Source organism: Burkholderia sp. 9777_1386, from assembly GCF_015712265.1.
In the GTDB taxonomy this organism is placed as follows: domain Bacteria; phylum Pseudomonadota; class Gammaproteobacteria; order Burkholderiales; family Burkholderiaceae; genus Burkholderia; species Burkholderia cenocepacia.
Window position 1 is genome coordinate 78088 of record NZ_JACCQB010000002.1, and the last position, 16532, is coordinate 94619.

The 16532-nt window shown below is 68.4% G+C and carries 13 protein-coding genes; 5 read left to right on the forward strand and 8 right to left on the reverse strand.

Going from position 1 to position 16532, the window contains the following annotated elements; translation table 11 throughout:
- Nucleotides 1-3 precede the first annotated feature (3 nt).
- Together H0X91_RS02420 and H0X91_RS02425 are read left to right on the forward strand one after the other, a co-directional pair.
- A complete protein-coding gene (locus H0X91_RS02420) occupies nucleotides 4-411 on the forward strand; it encodes a DUF427 domain-containing protein (RefSeq protein WP_006486183.1) in 408 nt (135 codons plus the stop codon).
- A 213-nt stretch (nucleotides 412-624) separates the two neighbouring features.
- Complete coding sequence (locus tag H0X91_RS02425; RefSeq protein ID WP_006495915.1) at nucleotides 625-1617, forward strand: sulfonate ABC transporter substrate-binding protein; 993 nt, start codon at nucleotides 625-627, stop codon at nucleotides 1615-1617.
- A 4-nt stretch (nucleotides 1618-1621) separates the two neighbouring features.
- Here the strand turns inward: H0X91_RS02425 and H0X91_RS02430 are convergent, their stop codons facing one another.
- Nucleotides 1622-2206, reverse strand: coding sequence for a putative glycolipid-binding domain-containing protein (locus tag H0X91_RS02430; protein ID WP_060263526.1), 585 nt, complete (start codon nucleotides 2204-2206; stop codon nucleotides 1622-1624).
- Between the two features lie 198 nt (nucleotides 2207-2404).
- Here H0X91_RS02430 and H0X91_RS02435 point away from each other — a divergent pair, with 198 nt between their 5' ends.
- Nucleotides 2405-3313 (forward strand): LysR family transcriptional regulator, encoded by a 909-nt coding sequence (locus tag H0X91_RS02435; RefSeq protein ID WP_062885439.1) that lies wholly within the window; start codon nucleotides 2405-2407, stop codon nucleotides 3311-3313.
- 19 nt (nucleotides 3314-3332) lie between these two features.
- On the opposite strand, the gene potE is transcribed toward H0X91_RS02435, so the two are convergent.
- Nucleotides 3333-4718, reverse strand: a complete 1386-nt coding sequence (potE, locus tag H0X91_RS02440) for a putrescine-ornithine antiporter (RefSeq protein ID WP_006488914.1) — start codon at nucleotides 4716-4718, stop codon at nucleotides 3333-3335.
- 61 nt (nucleotides 4719-4779) lie between these two features.
- The gene (locus H0X91_RS02445; protein WP_006495918.1) at nucleotides 4780-7080 is read right to left on the reverse strand and encodes an Orn/Lys/Arg decarboxylase N-terminal domain-containing protein; all 2301 of its coding nucleotides are present in this window, start codon (nucleotides 7078-7080) and stop codon (nucleotides 4780-4782) included.
- A 505-nt stretch (nucleotides 7081-7585) separates the two neighbouring features.
- On the opposite strand from H0X91_RS02445, the gene H0X91_RS02450 reads away from it, so the two are divergent.
- The gene (locus H0X91_RS02450; protein WP_196432777.1) at nucleotides 7586-9766 is read left to right on the forward strand and encodes an ornithine decarboxylase; all 2181 of its coding nucleotides are present in this window, start codon (nucleotides 7586-7588) and stop codon (nucleotides 9764-9766) included.
- Nucleotides 9767-9987: 221 nt separating this feature from the next.
- Nucleotides 9988-11151 carry an MFS transporter gene (locus H0X91_RS02455; RefSeq protein WP_196432778.1) on the forward strand — a complete coding sequence of 388 codons (1164 nt, stop codon included), beginning with the start codon at nucleotides 9988-9990 and terminating at the stop codon, nucleotides 11149-11151.
- Between the two features lie 35 nt (nucleotides 11152-11186).
- On the opposite strand, the gene H0X91_RS02460 is transcribed toward H0X91_RS02455, so the two are convergent.
- From H0X91_RS02460 to H0X91_RS02480, 5 genes are read right to left on the reverse strand one after another with little or no spacing between them, the layout of a single operon-like run.
- Complete coding sequence (locus H0X91_RS02460) at nucleotides 11187-12344, reverse strand: iron-containing alcohol dehydrogenase (RefSeq protein ID WP_006495922.1); 1158 nt, start codon at nucleotides 12342-12344, stop codon at nucleotides 11187-11189.
- Nucleotides 12341-12676, reverse strand: coding sequence for a putative quinol monooxygenase (locus tag H0X91_RS02465; RefSeq protein WP_034202541.1), 336 nt, complete (start codon nucleotides 12674-12676; stop codon nucleotides 12341-12343). Before H0X91_RS02465 ends, H0X91_RS02460 begins: the two co-directional genes overlap by 4 nt.
- A gap of 28 nt (nucleotides 12677-12704) precedes the next feature.
- On the reverse strand, nucleotides 12705-13280 hold the full coding sequence (locus H0X91_RS02470; protein WP_006488888.1) for a glycerol-3-phosphate responsive antiterminator: 576 nt from the start codon (nucleotides 13278-13280) through the stop codon (nucleotides 12705-12707).
- Between the two features lie 5 nt (nucleotides 13281-13285).
- Entirely contained in the window at nucleotides 13286-14848 is a 1563-nt protein-coding gene (locus tag H0X91_RS02475) for an FAD-binding oxidoreductase (protein ID WP_196432779.1), read from the reverse strand.
- A complete protein-coding gene (locus H0X91_RS02480; RefSeq protein WP_196432780.1) occupies nucleotides 14845-16524 on the reverse strand; it encodes a glycerol-3-phosphate dehydrogenase/oxidase in 1680 nt (559 codons plus the stop codon). The genes H0X91_RS02475 and H0X91_RS02480 overlap by 4 nt, the downstream gene beginning before the upstream one ends.
- Nucleotides 16525-16532: the final 8 nt, after the last annotated feature.

A 16532-nucleotide genomic window follows, 5' to 3' on the forward strand; every position in this document is an offset into this window, starting at 1 on the left:
ACGATGCCGCTCAGCCCCGATACGCCCTCTCGTCCGGTGAAATCGCCGGGCCCCGATCATCCGATCCTGATCGAACCGCACTCGTCCCGCGTGATCGTGAAGGTGGCCGACAAGGTCGTCGCCGATACGCGCCACGCGCTGGTGCTGCGCGAGGCCAGCTATCCGGCGGTGCTGTACATTCCGCGCGAGGATGCCGACATGTCGCTGCTGCAACGTACCGACCACGCGACGTACTGCCCGTACAAGGGCGATTGCGCGTACTACTCGATCCCCGCCGGCGGCGAACGCTCGATCAATGCCGTGTGGACGTACGAGCATCCGAATCCGGCCGTCGAATCGATTCGCGGGCACCTCGCGTTCTACCCGGATCGCGTCGATTCGATCGAGGAACGTCTGCTCGTCAGCGAGTGAAAACGGTCGCGCCCGGCTCCACCGCGGGCCGGTATCGTGCGCCCGCTGATTTGCATATCAGCATTCGTTGGTTGGCCGCGGGCCCGCGCGGCCGTATCGTCCTGAATCCGGCGCGGGCCGGCCCGTTGCGTGCGTCGCCCGCATCCGGCCCGGTCCTGCGCCGGCCGCGCCGCCCCCGCGCGCGGTCCGTGAACCCGCACGCAGGACATTCCGATGAACGACACCCCGCACGCAGACCTTGAAACGAACCCGGCGAACCCGCGCCGCCGCCAGTGGCTGCACGGCGCGGCCGCCGGGCTGGCCGGGCTCGCGCTCGGCCCGCTCGCGGCCGTGCCCGCGCGGGCCGAGGCCAACGGCACGCGGCTGCGCATCGGCTTCCAGAAATACGGCAACTTCGTCGTGCTCAAGGCACGCGGCACGCTCGAGAAGCGTCTCGCGAACCAGGGCGTCACCGTGCAATGGCTCGAATTCCCGGCCGGCCCGCAACTGCTCGAAGGGCTGAACGCCGGCGCGATCGACGTCGGCACGGTCGGCGAAACCCCGCCGATCTTCGCGCAGGCCGCCGGCGTCGATTTCGTCTACATCGGCAACGAGCCGCCCGCGCCGCAGGGCGAGGCGATCGTCGTGCTGCCCGATTCGCCGATCCGCACCGTCGCGCAACTGCGCGGCAAGAAGGTCGCGTTCAACAAGGGCTCGAACGTCCACTACCTGCTGGTGAAGGCGCTCGAGCATGCGGGCCTCGCGTACGCCGACATCCAGCCGATCTACCTGACGCCGGCCGACGCGCGCGCCGCGTTCGTGCAGCGCAGCGTCGATGCGTGGGTGATCTGGGATCCGTATCTGGCCGCCGCCGAACGGCAGCTCGGCGCGCGCGTGGTCGCGAACGGCGACGCTCTCGTGCGCAACACGCAGTACTACCTCGCGGCGCGCAAGTACGCGGCCGCGCATCCGCAGGTGCTGCGCGCGCTGCTAGACGAAGTCGACGCGGTCGATCGCTGGGCGCGCGATCACGTGCCCGAGGTGGCCGCGCAACTGTCGCCGCTCGTCGGCCTCGACGCACCGACGCTCGAAGTCGCGCTCAAGCGCGCCGGCTACGGCGTGCAGCCGATCACGGACGCGACGGTCGCGTACCAGCAGAACATTGCCGACGCGTTCAGCACGCTGAAGCTGATCCCGGGCAAGCTGTCGGTGGCAAGCGCACGCTGACGCGTCACGATGCAGGCGTCGCGCCGATGCGCCGCCATTCGTCGTAGTCGGTGACGAGGCCCGCGTCGTCGGTTCCGATATCGGCCGCATACGTGCCGCTCTCGTAGCGATACACGTGCGGCGCCGTGCGCGCATAGCGCTGCTCGCCGCGTACGATGTCGAAACCGGGGAAACGCAGCCACGCGGTGCGAATCTCGGCCGACTCGCCGACGGCGAGCGCCAGCCGCCGGATCGGCAGCGTATTGGTCGACGGACTGAAGCCGAGATCGATGTCGGTTGCGCCCGCAAGCATCGGCGCCTCGACGCCGTCGATCGTCCACTGCCCGGCATCGCAAGCGATGTCCCATTGCCGTGGCGGCGCCGTGCCGGTCCACCGCGTCACGCGCGCCGAACGGGTGAGCCAGTCGGCGCCGCATGCGATCGCGTAGTCGATCCGGAACGGCGTGCCGTCGAGCGCGCCCGTCACCGCCCCCGACAGCGCGATGCCCGTTTGCGACTCGTCGAGCCGGCACCATTCGGCCGCCTGCCACGTCTGCACGATCTGCCATGCGACGCAGTGCGTGCGTCGGGCGTCATTCCGTTGCGTCATGTCGGGCCTCCTGTCGTGTCGCGCGGAAGAAGGCCGATTTTCGCTCACCGTGCGGATGAACGCACGCGGCTTCGGCGGTGCCACGGGCGCACCGGCCGATAGTCAGTATCGGCCCGACACACTCCGTCGCCCCTTCGCCGCTTTGGTACCATCCGTCGATCGGTAAAAATCGAACCGGAAGACACGAGGCGCGACTTCATGGATTTGTTGGCGACGATGCGCATCTACGTGAGGGTCGTGGAGCGCGGCACGATGTCCGGCGCGGCGCGGGATCTCGACATGGGCCAACCGGCCGTCAGCGAGCGCATCGAGAAGCTCGAAAAGCACCTCGGCACGCGACTGCTGATGCGCAGTGCCCGCACCCTCGCGTGCACGGAGGAAGGCCGAATTTTCTACGAACGCAGCAAGGCGCTGCTCGAAGCGGCCGAACTGGCCGTTGCGTCGGTATCGAAGACGGAGCATGCGCTCGACGGCACGATCCGGCTCGCGGCGCCGCAATGTTTCGGCGAGGTCGTGCTGCCGGGCGTGCTGATGCAGATCCGCACCGCGTACCCGAAGCTGCACATCGACCTCGTGCTGAACGACGATATCGTCGATCCGGTCACCGAGGGCGTCGACATTTCGATCCGGGTCGGCCAGCTCGGCGACGGCGGGTTCGTCGCGTACGCGCTCGGCGCGGTGGGCCGCGTGCTCGTCGCCGCGCCGTCGTATCTCCGCCAGTACGGCCCGATCGACACGAAGGCCGATCTCGCGAACCATCCGTTCATCCGCGTGAAAGGCGTGTTCGCGAACGAACAGGTACCGCTGCAGCGCGACGGCGGCGCAGTCGAATACGCGCGCATCCGCACCGTCATGACCGCCAGCCACTGGCGCCCGATGTTCGATACGATCACGGCGGGCGGCGGCATCGGCGTGGTCCAGCACCCGGCTTGCACCGATGCGCTCGCGCATGGCCGGCTCGTCCGCCTCCTGCCGTATTACGACGTTCCCGACTTCGCGCTCAATGTGCTGGTGCACGCGCAGCGCCCGCTGCCGCCACGCGTGCGCGCCGTCGTCGACCTGCTGAAGAAGGAAGTTCCGCTGCTGCTGACGAAGCATCGCCGGTAGTCGCCGCCCTGCGCCGCCATCACGCCTGCAGCGACTTCCCCGGCTCCTTCACGTGCGCATCGACTTCCATCTGGTAGAAACGCGCGCTGACGAAGCCGAACAGCGTCCAGCCGAGGAACACGCACAGGCCGCCGAGCATCAGCGCCTGCTCGCCCGAGCTGAACAGCGCATAGAAGCTGTACGCGGTCGCGACCATCGCGACCACGTTCGTCACGAGCGCCTTGCCCGGCGGTACCTTCGCGACCTTCTGGATCGTGATCAGCGCGGCCATCGACATCACGTAAGGCACGAGGTTCGTGACGACCGCGAGATCGACGATCTTCTGGAACTGGCTACTCAGCTCCGGGCTGATCGTCATCAGCGCGAGCGCGACCTGTGCGACCAGCAGGATCACCATGCCGACGATCGGCGTGCCCGTGCGCGTGGCACGTGCGAACACCGGCAGGAAGTAGCCGACGTCCGCCGAGCTCTTGAACACCTGCGCGACCGTAAACTGCCAGCCGAGCAGCGAGCCGATGCACGCGATCACCATCAGCGCGGTGACGATCGTGCCAACGGTCGGCGTGAACATCGTCGCGAATGCGATGCCGAACGGCGCGTTCGACTTCGCGAGGATCGCGTTGGGCACGATCCCCGCGATCACGTTGGTCGACACGATGTAGAAGATCGCCGACGCGATCGTGCCGCCGAGCACGGCGATCGGCACGTTGCGCTCCGGATTCTCCACGGCGTCCGAGTTCGCGCACGCCGATTCGAGCCCGAGGAACGCCCACAGCGTCACCGCGATCGAGCTGCCGACGGCCGCCCCGAACGGCATGTCGTGCGGATTCCACGCGGCGCCCCAGGTCGCGCCGCTGAACCAGAACCAGCCGATCAGCGACACGACGACCACCGGAATGATCACGCCCCACACCGTCACCGCGCCGATCCGGCCGGTGATGCGCGAGCCGCCGAAATTCGCGACCGTCGTCAGCACGAGCAGGAAGATCGTCCACAGGCCCGTCTGCAGCGGCGACAGCGTCGCGTCGAACAGCACGGTGCCGTAGCCGACCGCCGTGACGCCGATCGCGACGTTGGCGATCACGAGCGACAGCCCGTACGTATAGTTCGCCATGTAGTTGCCGGCCTTGCCGAACGCGTACTCCGCGTAGCCGCCCATCCCGCCCGGCTTGCGGCTCAGCATCCCGCAGCGCGCGAACGCATAGGCCAGCGCGAGCGAACCGCCGGCCGTGACGATCCACGACAGCAGCGAGATCGTGCCGACCTGCGCGAGCTTCGACGGCAGCAGGATGATGCCGGAGCCCATCATGTTGACCGCCGTGAGAATGGTGAGCTGCCAGACGTTCATCCGGTGTTTTTGCGCGGCCGCCGGGGCCGCGCCGGACACGCGTGCTGCATTTTCCATGGTGTCGATCCTTCGATGTGAGGCCGCCGCGCGGCCGGTCGCTCGTTCGCCCGGTCGGGCGTCAGGCCGTCAGGCAGTACACGCGGTACGTACCGTCCTCGACCTCCACGCCATGCGTGTCGTGCGCGAACCCCGGGAACCGCCGGTCGTACGCTTCGAGCGCCTTCAGGTAGCCGAGCACCGGACCGCCAGCCGGCCCCGCGTTCTCGCCCGGCATCAGGAGCGGAATGCCCGGCGGATACGGCACGACGCCGGTGGCCACGGTACGCCCGGCCAGCTCGTCGAGCGTCACCTGCTCGATGCGACCCTGCACGAGATGCTCGTACGCGCGCACCGGGCTCATCTCCGGCTTCGGCAGGATCGAGAACGCCTCCGACATCAGCCGCGTCGTGCCGAGCTGCTCCATCGCCGCGAACATCGTGTCGGCCAGGTCCTTCAGCCCCATGCCCGCATAGCGCGAGCCATGTTCCTTCGCGAGCGACGGAATCGCCAGGTCGAGCGGCAGGTTCGCGTCGTAGTCGCGCTTGAAATCGCACAGCGCGCTGACGAGCGAACCCCACTTGCCCTTCGTGATGCCGATCGAGAACAGGAACAGGATCGTGAAATCGGTCGTCTTCTCGACCACGATGCCGCGCGCATCGAGATACGCGGTGACGACGCTCGCCGGGATGCCGACCGGCATCAGGCCGCCGGCCGGCGCGACGCCCGGCGTGACGATCGACACCTTGATCGGGTCGAGCATGCAATAGCCGTCCTCGATGTTGCCGAAGCCATGCCATTGCGCGCCCGGGCGCAGCACCCAGCACGCCGGGTCGCTCGCGAGCAGTTCGGGCGGCGCATCGTGGAACGGCAGCGTGCGGCCCGTGCGCGCCTCGAGCACGGTGTCGGGCTGCCAGCATTCGAAGAACCAGTCGCCCTTCGCGCCGAATTCGCCGTTCATCCGCGCGATCATCTGCCGGAACGCGACGGCCTCTTCGATCGACTCGCGCGTCAGCGCGGCGCCGCCGGGGCCGTCCATCATCGCGGCCGCGACGTCGTTCGACGCGATGATCGCGTAGTTCGGCGACGTCGACGCATGCATCATGAACGTTTCGTTGAACTGGCCATGCGGAATCGGGCTGCGGCCGTCGCGCACGTGGATGTAGGACGCCTGCGACAGCGCGGTCAGCAGCTTGTGCGTCGACTGCGTCGCGAACACCGTCGGCCGGTCCGCATGATGGTCGCGCGGGTCGCCGTGCATCGCATGGCGGTCGCGATAGATCGGATTGAAACGCGCGTAGCCGTACCACGCCTCGTCGAAGTGCAGCCGGTCGACGCTCGCGCCGAGCAGCTCCTCGACGCGCGTCACGTTGTAGCAGAGGCCGTCGTACGTCGAGTTCGTGACGATCGCGTGCTTCGGCTGGCGATCGGCCAGCCCGGCCGCGAGCGGGTTCGATGCGATCGCCTCGCGGATCGCCGTCTGCGTGAGGCGCTCCGAGGCGATCGGTCCGATGATCCCGTAGCGGTTGCGCGTCGGCACGAGGTACGTCGGGATCGCGCCCGACATCGTCATCGCGTGTTCGGCCGACTTGTGGCAATTGCGGTCGCACAGCGCGATCTGGTCGCGGCTCACGCTCGCCATCAGGATGATGCGGTTCGACGTCGACGAGCCGTTCGTCACGTGATACGTGCGATGCGCGCCGAACACGCGCGCCGCGTAGCGTTCGCTTTCGCCGATCGGGCCCGAGTGGTCGAGCAGCGAGCCGAGCTCGCCCACCGAGATCGACAGGTCCGAGCGGAACAGCGATTCGCCGAAATATTCGAAGAACGCGCGGCCGACCGGCGATTTCAGGAAGCCGGTGCCGCCCGTGTGGCCGGGCGTATGCCACGAGTATTCGTACACGCGCGAGAACTTCGCGAGCGCGCCGAACATCGGCGGCAGGACGGTCGAGCGATAGCGTTCGATCGCCGCGTGAATGCGCCCGCCGATGAAGTCGGCCGTATCCTCGAGCAGCCACACGAAATCGTCGACCTTGCCCATCACCGCGGCCGGTACCGACGACGCGACGCTGCGGTCGGCCAGCAGGAAGATCGGCACGCTGCCGTTGCGATGCCGGATCGCGTCGACCACGGCCTCGGACGGCCCGTGGCCGTCCACGCCGAGATCCCAGTCGAGCAGCACGCACTGGATCGACGGATCGGAGCGGAGCAGCACGATGGCATCGTCGGCGGACGTCGCCGTCAGCACGTCGATACCGCGTTGCGCGAGCTCCGCGCTCAGCGTGCGGACCGCACGCCCGGTCGCGGTTTCCTGCGCGATCTCGTCGTCGACCAGTAGCGCACGCATGCCGAGACGGCGGATGCCGCCGACAGAAGTATTCATGATGTTGCCCTCGCTGTTGCGTTGCTTCGATTGGTATTGTTCGTCTCACGAGCACGCGGACAGCAGGCCACGGGCAGCGGCATGAGACGCTCGCCATTCCGGCTTGATTCGCCGTCCAATTCGGAGCCGACTATGCCATGGATGCCTTTCGATGAAAAGCTGACGATTCGGTAAAGCCATCGACGCGTTTCAAATCGGATTTCATCATTGGATCATTTTTATGTGCGCCGCAGCACGCCAATTTCCGATTATTTGATCATGCTCATGCCGCAATGGCATTTCGATCCGGTCCGATTGAGTTCGTATGTTTTTGTTGCTACGATCGGCTGCGCCGGGCACGGCCCGATCGCGGCTGTGCCGCGCCGCACAAGGGTCCTGATGCAGTGCGCAATCGGCAATCGGCATTCGCGGGACCGTTTTCAATCGGCTGTAGCGCGTATCGGTTCGCGATTGCGTCCTGGCGCGAATACGGCTCCCGTTTCAGGTCATTTACCGGAGAGTTCGCGTGAGCCTGTTGAAAATCGCAGTCGAGCCGGCGCTGATCGGCGCCTTCCTCACCACGCGCGAACAGGTCGACGTATTCCAGACCGATTTCACGAATATCGCGGCAATCGTCGTCGGAATCGATTCCGCGGAAAAGGTACTGAAAACCGTCGAAAGAACCGGTTTCGCGATTCCGTTCTTCGTCGCGGTCGAGCCCGACCAGGAAGTGCCGCCGTCGGTCCTGCCGAGCGCGAGCGGCGTGATCCAGCTTCGGCACGGCGGCCGCCATTACTACGGCCGGCAGATTTCCGCCGCCGCCGACATCTACAGCGAGAACCTGCTGCCGCCGTTCTTCAAGGTCATGCGCGAATACGTGCAGCGCGGCTACGTCGAATTCGACTGCCCGGGCCACCAGGGCGGCCAGTTCTTCTCGAATCATCCGCTCGGCCGGATGTTCTTCGATTTCTTCGGCGAAACGCTGTTTCGCGCGGACCTCTGCAACGCGGACGTGCGGCTCGGCGACCTGCTGATCCACGAAGGGCCCGCGCTGGAAGCGCAGCGCAACGCCGCGCGCATCTACAACGCGGACAAGACATACTTCGTGCTGAACGGCACGTCGACGTCGAACAAGGTCGTCACGAGCGCGCTGCTCGCTCCCGACGATCTCGTGCTGTTCGATCGCAACAACCACAAGTCGGTGCACCTCGGCGCGCTCGTGCTGTCCGGCGCGCGGCCGGTCTACCTCGAGACCGCGCGCAACGCGTGGGGCCTCATCGGCGGCGTCGACAGCGCGGCGCTCGGCGAGGCGCGCATTCGCGACGCGATCCGCGACGTCACGCCCGAGCGCGCCGACCTGCCGCGCCCGTTCCGGCTCGCGGTGATCCAGCTCGGCACCTACGACGGCACGATCTACAACGCGCGCGAAATCGTCGACCGGATCGGCCATCTGTGCGACTACATCCTGTTCGATTCGGCGTGGGTCGGCTACGAACAGTTCATCCCGATGATGCAGGACTGCTCGCCGCTGATGCTGACGCTCGGCCCCGACGATCCCGGCATCTTCGTCACGCAGTCGGTGCACAAGCAGCAGGCCGGCTTCTCGCAGACGTCGCAGATCCACAAGAAGGACAGCCACATCGAGGGCCAGAAGCGCTTCTGCGATCACCGGCGCTTCAACAACGCGTACATGATCCACGCGTCGACGAGCCCGTTCTACCCGATGTTCGCGGCGCTCGACGTCAACGCGCAGATGCACGCGGGCCCGGCCGGCAAGCGCCTGTGGCGCGACTGCGTCGCGCACGGCGTCGACGCGCGCAAGCTGCTGCTGAAAACCTGCCGCCAGATCCGCCCGTTCGTCCCGCAGCAGGTCGACGGCCGCCCGTGGGCCGACCATCCGACCGAGCAGATCGTCGACGACCTGCGCTTCTTCCGCTTCCATCCGGCCGACACGTGGCACGGCTTCGATGGCTATGCGGACAACCAGTATTTCGTCGATCCGTGCAAGCTGCTGCTGACGACGCCCGGCATCGATCGCGACACGCACGAATACGCGGCGTTCGGCGCGCCGGCGCCGATTCTCGCGCGCTACCTGCGCGAGCACGGCGTCGTGCCCGAGAAGGCCGACCTGTACACGATCCTGTTCCTGCTCACGCCATCGGAGAGTTTCGGCAAGCTGCAGCATCTGGTCGCGCACCTCGCGCAGTTCGAGCGCCATCTCGACCAGGACACGCCGCTGCGCGAAGCGATTCCGTCGCTGTGCGAAGCGTATCCGGAGCTGTACGGCACAATGCGCCTGCGGCAGCTGTGCCAGCGCATGCACGACTTCTACCGCAGCCACGACATGAAGCATCTGCAGAAACAGATGTTCCGGCGCGCGCAGTTCCCGAAGCAGGCGATGCTGCCGCAGGCCGCGAATGCCGAGCTGATCCGCAACAACGTCGAACTCGTGACGCTCGACCGCATCGAAGGCCGGATCGCGACCGAAGGCGCGCTGCCCTACCCGCCGGGCATCTTCTGCGTGGTGCCGGGCGAAGTGTGGGGCGGCCCGGCGCTCGACTACTTCCGCGCGCTCGAAGCCGGGATCAACGCGCTGCCGGGCTTCGAGCCGGAAATCCAGGGCGTGTACCTGCAGACGAAGCCGGACGGCACCAAGCAGGCATCGGCGTACGTGGTCGCGGCCGGCGCGGACGCGTCGCGCATGTAGGTCCGGCGGGCGGCTGCACGCCGCCCGCCGTCTGTTCCGGAGACGACCGCCCGGCGCCGCGACGACCGTGCACCGGCACTTGCGCATGGTCCGACCGTGCGGTACCGTCCTCCTTTCCGGGATAACCGAAGCCTCGCCTCGAAACCCATCCGTCGATTCGATCCGATGCGGCCCCGCCCCTGCCCGGCGCCGTCGCATCGCGCGTACAGGAGGGGTTTGCGTTGGACGTTCGCGTGTATCTGCTGGCCGCCGCCGTGTTCCTGGCCGGCGTTGCCGAAAACATCTGCGTCGGCATCCTGCCGGCGATCTCCGCCGGCCTTCACGTGTCGATCGCCGCTGCCGGACAGCTCACCACGATATTCTCCGCCGTGTTCGCGCTCGCCGCGCTCGTGGCCGCGTCGTTCGTCGCACGGGTCGAACGGCGCACCGCGCTGCTCGCGGCGCTCGGCGCGTTCGCGGCCGCGAACCTGGGCGCCGCCGCGAGCCCCGGCTATGCGAGCCTGTTTGCCGCGCGCGTGCTGATGGCCGCGAGCTGCGCGACGCTGATCCTCGTCGCGACGCGCTTCGCGGCCGAACTCGCGCCGGCGTCGCAACGCGGCCGCGCGATCGGCATCGTGTTCATGGGGATCAGCGCGTCGCTCGTGCTCGGCGTGCCGATCGGGATGCGCATCACCGAATGGGCCGGCTGGCGCACGATGTTCGTGTCGATCGCGATGCCGGCGCTGCCGCTCGGAATCTGGCTCGCCCGCCGGCTGCCGCGCATGGCGCCTGCCGCGGCCCGCGCCTCCGGCGTGCCGTCGTATCGCGCCGTGCTGGCGCGGCCGCGGCTGCTCGCCGCGCAATGCGTATCGATCGCGATGATCGGCGGGCATTTCACGCTGTTCGCGTATCTCACGCCATATCTGCAGGCCGTGCTGTCGCCCGGCGCGGCCGCGCTCGAAGGGCTGTACGTCGCGTTCGGGATGGCCGGCGTGACCGGCGCGTGGCTCGGCGGGCTCTTCTCGGATCGGCTCGGCGCTTCGCGCGCGCTGTGCGCATGTCCGGCCGTGTTTCTCGTCGCGATGGCCGTGCTGCCGGCGGCCGGTGCGTCGCCGCTCGCATTCGTGCCGGCAATGATGCTGTGGGGCGGCATCAGCTGGTCGATCTCGCCGATCGTGCAGAACTATCTGATCCACACCGCGCCGTCGCTGGCCGACGCGAGCGTCGGCATCAACGTGTCGGCGATGCATGCGGGCGTCGCGCTCGGGTCGGCGTTCGGCGGCGTACTGGTCGGGCGCAATGCACTGCTCGTTACACCGTGGGCCGGCTGCGTGCTGGTGGCCGTCGCGCTGGCATGCGCATGGGTCGCGGCACGGCCCGCGCGGCAGGTCGTGCGCGCGTCGTGAATCGTGCCGGGCGATGTGCTGCACCGCCCGCCGTCTCACCACGCCTGCCGGTAAATCTCCAGCGCGTCTGCCTCGGTCACCTCGCGCGGATTGTTCACGAGCAGGCGCGTCTGCAGCATCGCGTCCGACGCCATCCTCGGCAGATCGGCCTCGCCGATGCCGACTTCGCGCAGCGTGCGCGGAATGCCCGTCGCGACGATCAGCCGGTCGATCTCGGCGATCAGCGCATGCGTTTTCGCTTCGTCGCTGCCGGTGGCCGACGGCGCGACGATGGCTGCCAGTTCCGCATACAGCGGCGCGGCGGCCGGCGCATTGAAGCGCAGTACGTGCGGCAGCACCAGCGCATTCGACAGCCCGTGCGGCACGTGGAAGATTCCGCCGACCGGATAGGCCAGCGCGTGCACGGCCGCGACCGGCGCATTCGCGAACGCCTGCCCCGCGAACATCGCGCCGACCAGCATCGCTTCGCGCGCGTGCCGGTTCCGGCCGTCGTCGCACGCGGCAAGCAGGTTGCGCGACAGCAGCGTCAGCGCGTGCGTGGCCAGCATGTCGGAGACCGGATTCTTCAGCCGTGCGGACGTGTACGCCTCGATCGCATGCACCATCGCGTCGATGCCGGTGGCGGCCGTCGCCGCGCGCGGCAGGCCGAGCGTGAGTTCCGCGTCGAGGATCGCGACGTCCGCGAACAGATGCGGCGACACGACGCCCATCTTGCGCGCCTCGCCGACCGTGACGATCGACACCGCCGTGACCTCGGAGCCGGTGCCGGCCGTGGTCGGCATCTGCACGAGCGGCAGCCGCGCGCTCGCGACCTTGTCGACGCCGTACATGTCGGCCAGCGCCTGCTGCCCCGGCGCGAGCACCGCGATCAGCTTCGCGACGTCCATCGACGAGCCGCCGCCCAGGCCGAGCACGATCTCGGCATCGGCCGCGACGGCCCGCTCGGTCGCGTCCAGCACCACGTGCTCGGGCGGATCGGCGATCACGTCGTCGATCACGGTGACCTGCCAGCCGTGCGCGGCGAGGCTCTCCAGCGCGGGCGCGAGCACGCCGCTGCGATGCAGGAACGCATCGGTGACGACGCACAGCCGCGCGAGCGCCGGAAAGCGTTCGCGCAACAGCGCGCCGAGCCGGCGCGCGGCGCCGAATTCGACGATCTGCGTCGGCACGGTACGGAATTGAAACGGATTCATCGGGTGCCTCCCGGTGGCGTCGCCGTGCCGGTGTCCGGCTGCACCATGTAGCGCGACACGTCGCGGCGATCGAGCAACGGCATGATCGCCCCGATTCCGATCCGCTGAAAATGCGGCGTTTCCCGATGCGCGTCGAGGCCGTCCGCATCGCGGTAGCGCTCGAGGATCACGATGTGGTCGGGATGCTCCGGCGACCGGAAATACGCGTAGTCGAGGTTCTTGGGCTCGGCGCGCGTGGCCGGCGCGAGTTCCGCGAGCAGTTCGACCACGCGGTCGCCGTTGCCGGGTTTTGCGAAGTAATGCGCGATCACCTGCAGATAGGGTTCGTTCATGCTGGGCTCCAGGTTCGACACAAGCCCGTCACGCCGACGGGTCGAAATTCCACCACGCGCTGTCGCTCGTCGATACCGCGACCGCGCCGTGCCGCCGCGCGCTGCGCACGTCGTCCGCGTTGCCGACGAAACCGGACGCGACGATCGGCGGCAGCGCCTGCCGGTCGGCTTCGCTCAGGTGCGCGAGCATCGGCGCCGGCATCAGCTGCACCAGGTTCGGATCGCTCTGCTCGATCGCCTTCACGCTGCGCGGCCACGTCGAACGGTCGGTCACGAACACCTTCTGCATCGTGATCAGCCCCGCGCGGTTCGCGCGCTGGATCGTCGCGACGCGCGTCGACACGACGCTCGCGACACCGATATCGGCCAGATACTCGACGCCGCCCTTGTCCTGGGACAGCCCGTCGCAACTGTCGATGTTGACGATCACGAACTTGCCGGCCCGGGCGAGCGCCGCGACCACTGCCTGCAAGCGCCGCAGGTCGACGTTCGCGACGATGCCGACCTCGGCCGCGCTGTCGACGAAGCTGTCGGCCTGCTCGACACCGTACAGCGTGGCGATGACGGGATGACGGGCGAGACGCGCGCCCAGCGACTTGTCCATGACGTTTACCGGTCGACGTGCGGGCCGGTCTCGTCGCCGAGACCGAGCTTGCCGGGGTTGAGGATATGCTTCGGGTCGAGCGCGCGCTTCACCGCCCGCAGCACCGGAAACGCGGTGCCCAGCGAATCGCGCATGTACGGCGCACGCAACAGCCCGACACCGTGGTGATGGCTCAACGCCGCATTGTATTGGATCAGCACCGCGTTCGCCGCGTCCCACGCCGCGCGATACCACGCGGCCCGCTCGGCCACCGCGACGTCGCCGCGCAGCGAGAAATACAGGCACGCGCCGTCCGCGTACGCATGCGACTGGTGCGCGGACCCGGCCAGCGTGCCCGGCACCGCCTGCAACGCGGCCACCACGTCGCGATAGATCGCCGCGAGGTCGCGCCAGCGGCCGCACATTTCCAGCGTGTCGGCGACGAAGCCCGGGCTGCGCTTGAAGCCTTCCGCGCTCTTGCCGGTCAGGTAGCGGGTGTCGAGCCACTTCTCGAAGATCGCGTCGCCATCGAGCTTGTGCCCGCTCGCGTCGCCGACGCGCGCGCCGATCGCCATCACCGCATCGACCATCTCCGGCGCGCCCTCGTCGGCGATCAGCAACACGTTCGTGTCGGGCAGGCCGAACTGCACGCCGCTCTCGAGCGCGTCGTAGAGCCGAAGCGCCGCCGGATTCGCGCCGCGCTGCAGGATCTCGCGGCACGCGTCGAGGCCGGCCGCGAACGTGTCGAAGCCGTACGCGAGCGCACGGCCGTAGTCCGGCAGCCGATGCAGCTTCAGGCGCGCACGCACGATGATGCCGAGCATGCCTTCGCTGCCGATGAACAACTGCTGCAGGTCCGGGCCCACCGCCGCGCGCGAATACCCGCCCAGCGTGACGAGGCTGCCGTCCGCGAGCACCACGTCCATGCCGAACACCATGTCCTCGATCTTGCCGTAGCGCGTCGACAGTTGCCCCGCGCCGCGGCACGCGATCCAGCCGCCCACGGTGCTGATCCCGAACGACGACGGCCAGTGCCCCATCGTCAGCCCGTGCTCGCGCTGCAGCGTGGCCTCGAATACGTCGCCGAACATGCCGGCTTCGACGTCGACGATCTGGCTCTCGGCGTCGACGCCGACCAGCCGGTTCAACCCGCACACGTCGAGCACGATGCCGCCGCGCACCGGCAGCGCCGCACCCGTCACGTTGCTGCGGCCGGCCGACGCCGTGACCGGCAGCGTCGCCGCGTGTGCGATGCGCATCACGGCCTGCACCTGCTCGACCGTCGACACGCGCACGACGACCGCGTGCGGCGTCGCGGGCCGGCCGCCCGTCTCCGCGACCATCGACGCGGCCCACCAGTCGCGCGTCCACACGACGACGTCGGCCGGCTGCACGAGCACCTCGTCGGCCACCGCGCGCAGCGCGTCGACCTGCTGCGGCGATACCGTGACCGGCGCCCGCTGCATGCCGGCCTCGACAGGCGCGCCGCCTGTCGCGGGCAGGTTCAGTGCGTAGGGCGGCGGCGTATGCGCGCCGACGACGTAGTTGCCGCGGTTGTAGCCGCGCTTGATGGCTTCCTTGCTGATCATCCGTTTTCTCCGATGAGGATGGCTTTTTCGAGTGCGACGGCGGCGACGTAGTCGCGCACCTGGCTGGCGATGGCCGCGTCGGACAAGCCGAGCTCCGCCTGAAGGATGGCGCCGACGCGCGGCGCGGCGCGTGCCGACGCGTCGCGCGCCATCAGCCGCGCGCGGGTGCGGCGCGACAGCACGTCGTCGACGCTGCGCGCGAATTCGTGGCGTACCGCATAGAGCACTTCCGCTTCGCTGTACGGCAGCCCTTCGACGATCGGCGCGAGCAGCGACGGCGTCGCATCGGCGAGGTCGCCGACGAAGCGCGCCTCGGTGCCGTAGCGTTCGCCGAGATGCGCGGCGAGCCCGCCCGATGCGACGATCGCCTGCGGGTCGTAGCCGGCCGCCCCGAGCAGGTACGCCGATTTCGTGCGGCAGCGCGTGCGGCGGCCGAGCAGCTTGCCGACCGTATCGATGGTCTGCTCGGCCATGTGCCGCGACGTCGTCAGCTTGCCGCCGACGATCGTCACGAGGCCGTCCGGCGCGACATGGATCTCGTGATTGCGTTTCATCTCGATCGTCTTGCCGCCGGGCGGCCCGACGAGCGGCCGGCATCCGGCGATGCTGCCGACCACGTCGTCCGCGCTCAGGTCGACTTTCAACGCGGAGCGCGCGCCTTCCAGCAGGAAATCGAGTTCCTGCCGCGTGCAGTGCACGTCGTCGAGATCACCGTCGTAGTCCTCGTCGGTCGTGCCGAGATACGACACGTTGCCCCAGCGCGTGATCGTCGCGCGGCGGTTGCGGCCCGGCACGGGGATCGTCACCGTGCAGTCGTTGCGGATCTTCAGCCACGGAATAGCGACGTGCACGCCCTTCGCGGGCCGCACTTGCAATCCAGATGCGTCGCCCTTGCGTGCACCGGTCCAGTCGCGCAGCCACACGCCGGTCGCCATCACCACCACGCGTGCCCGCACGCGCCGCTCGCGGCCGTCGGCGTGCACGATCGCGCCGTCGACCTTGCCGTGGCCGTCGCGCGTCAGTTCCACCACGCGTGCATGATTCGCCACCGCCGCGCCATGGAACGCGGCCGTGCGCACGAGGTTCAGCGTCAGGCGCGCATCGTCGACGCGCGCGTCGAAGTACAGGAAGCCGCCCGTCAGGTAGGTTTCGTTGAAGGTCGGGCAATGCGACAACACCTCGGCCTTGGTCAGCTTCTGGTGCAGGATGCCCTCGCGCCAGCCGCCGGCGATGTCGTAGGTCCACAGCAGGCTTTCGAAGGCTTTCGCGAGACGCCGGTCGAACACGCCCTCGCGCTCCATCACCGGGAACAGGAACGGCAGCCGCTGCACGAGATGGCGCGCGTTGCGCCGCAACCGCTGCCGCTCGAGCAGCGAATGGCGCACGAGCCCGAGATTGCCCTGCTCGATGTAGCGCAGTCCGCCGTGCACCATCTTCGACGATTTCGACGACGTGCCCGACGCGAAATCGCTCTTCTCGACGAGCGCGACGCGCAGCCCGCGCAGGCTCGCGTCGAACGCCGCGTAAGCGCCCGTCACGCCGCCGCCGACGATCAGTACGTCGAACGTATCCGTCTCGAGTCGCGCCAGATGCTCGTCGCGGTTCACGCGTAGCGGCTCCGTGGCCGTCATGCCGGCCCGGTCCGTGCGGGGTTTTCTGGATGGCAAAAACATCATGCTGGTCG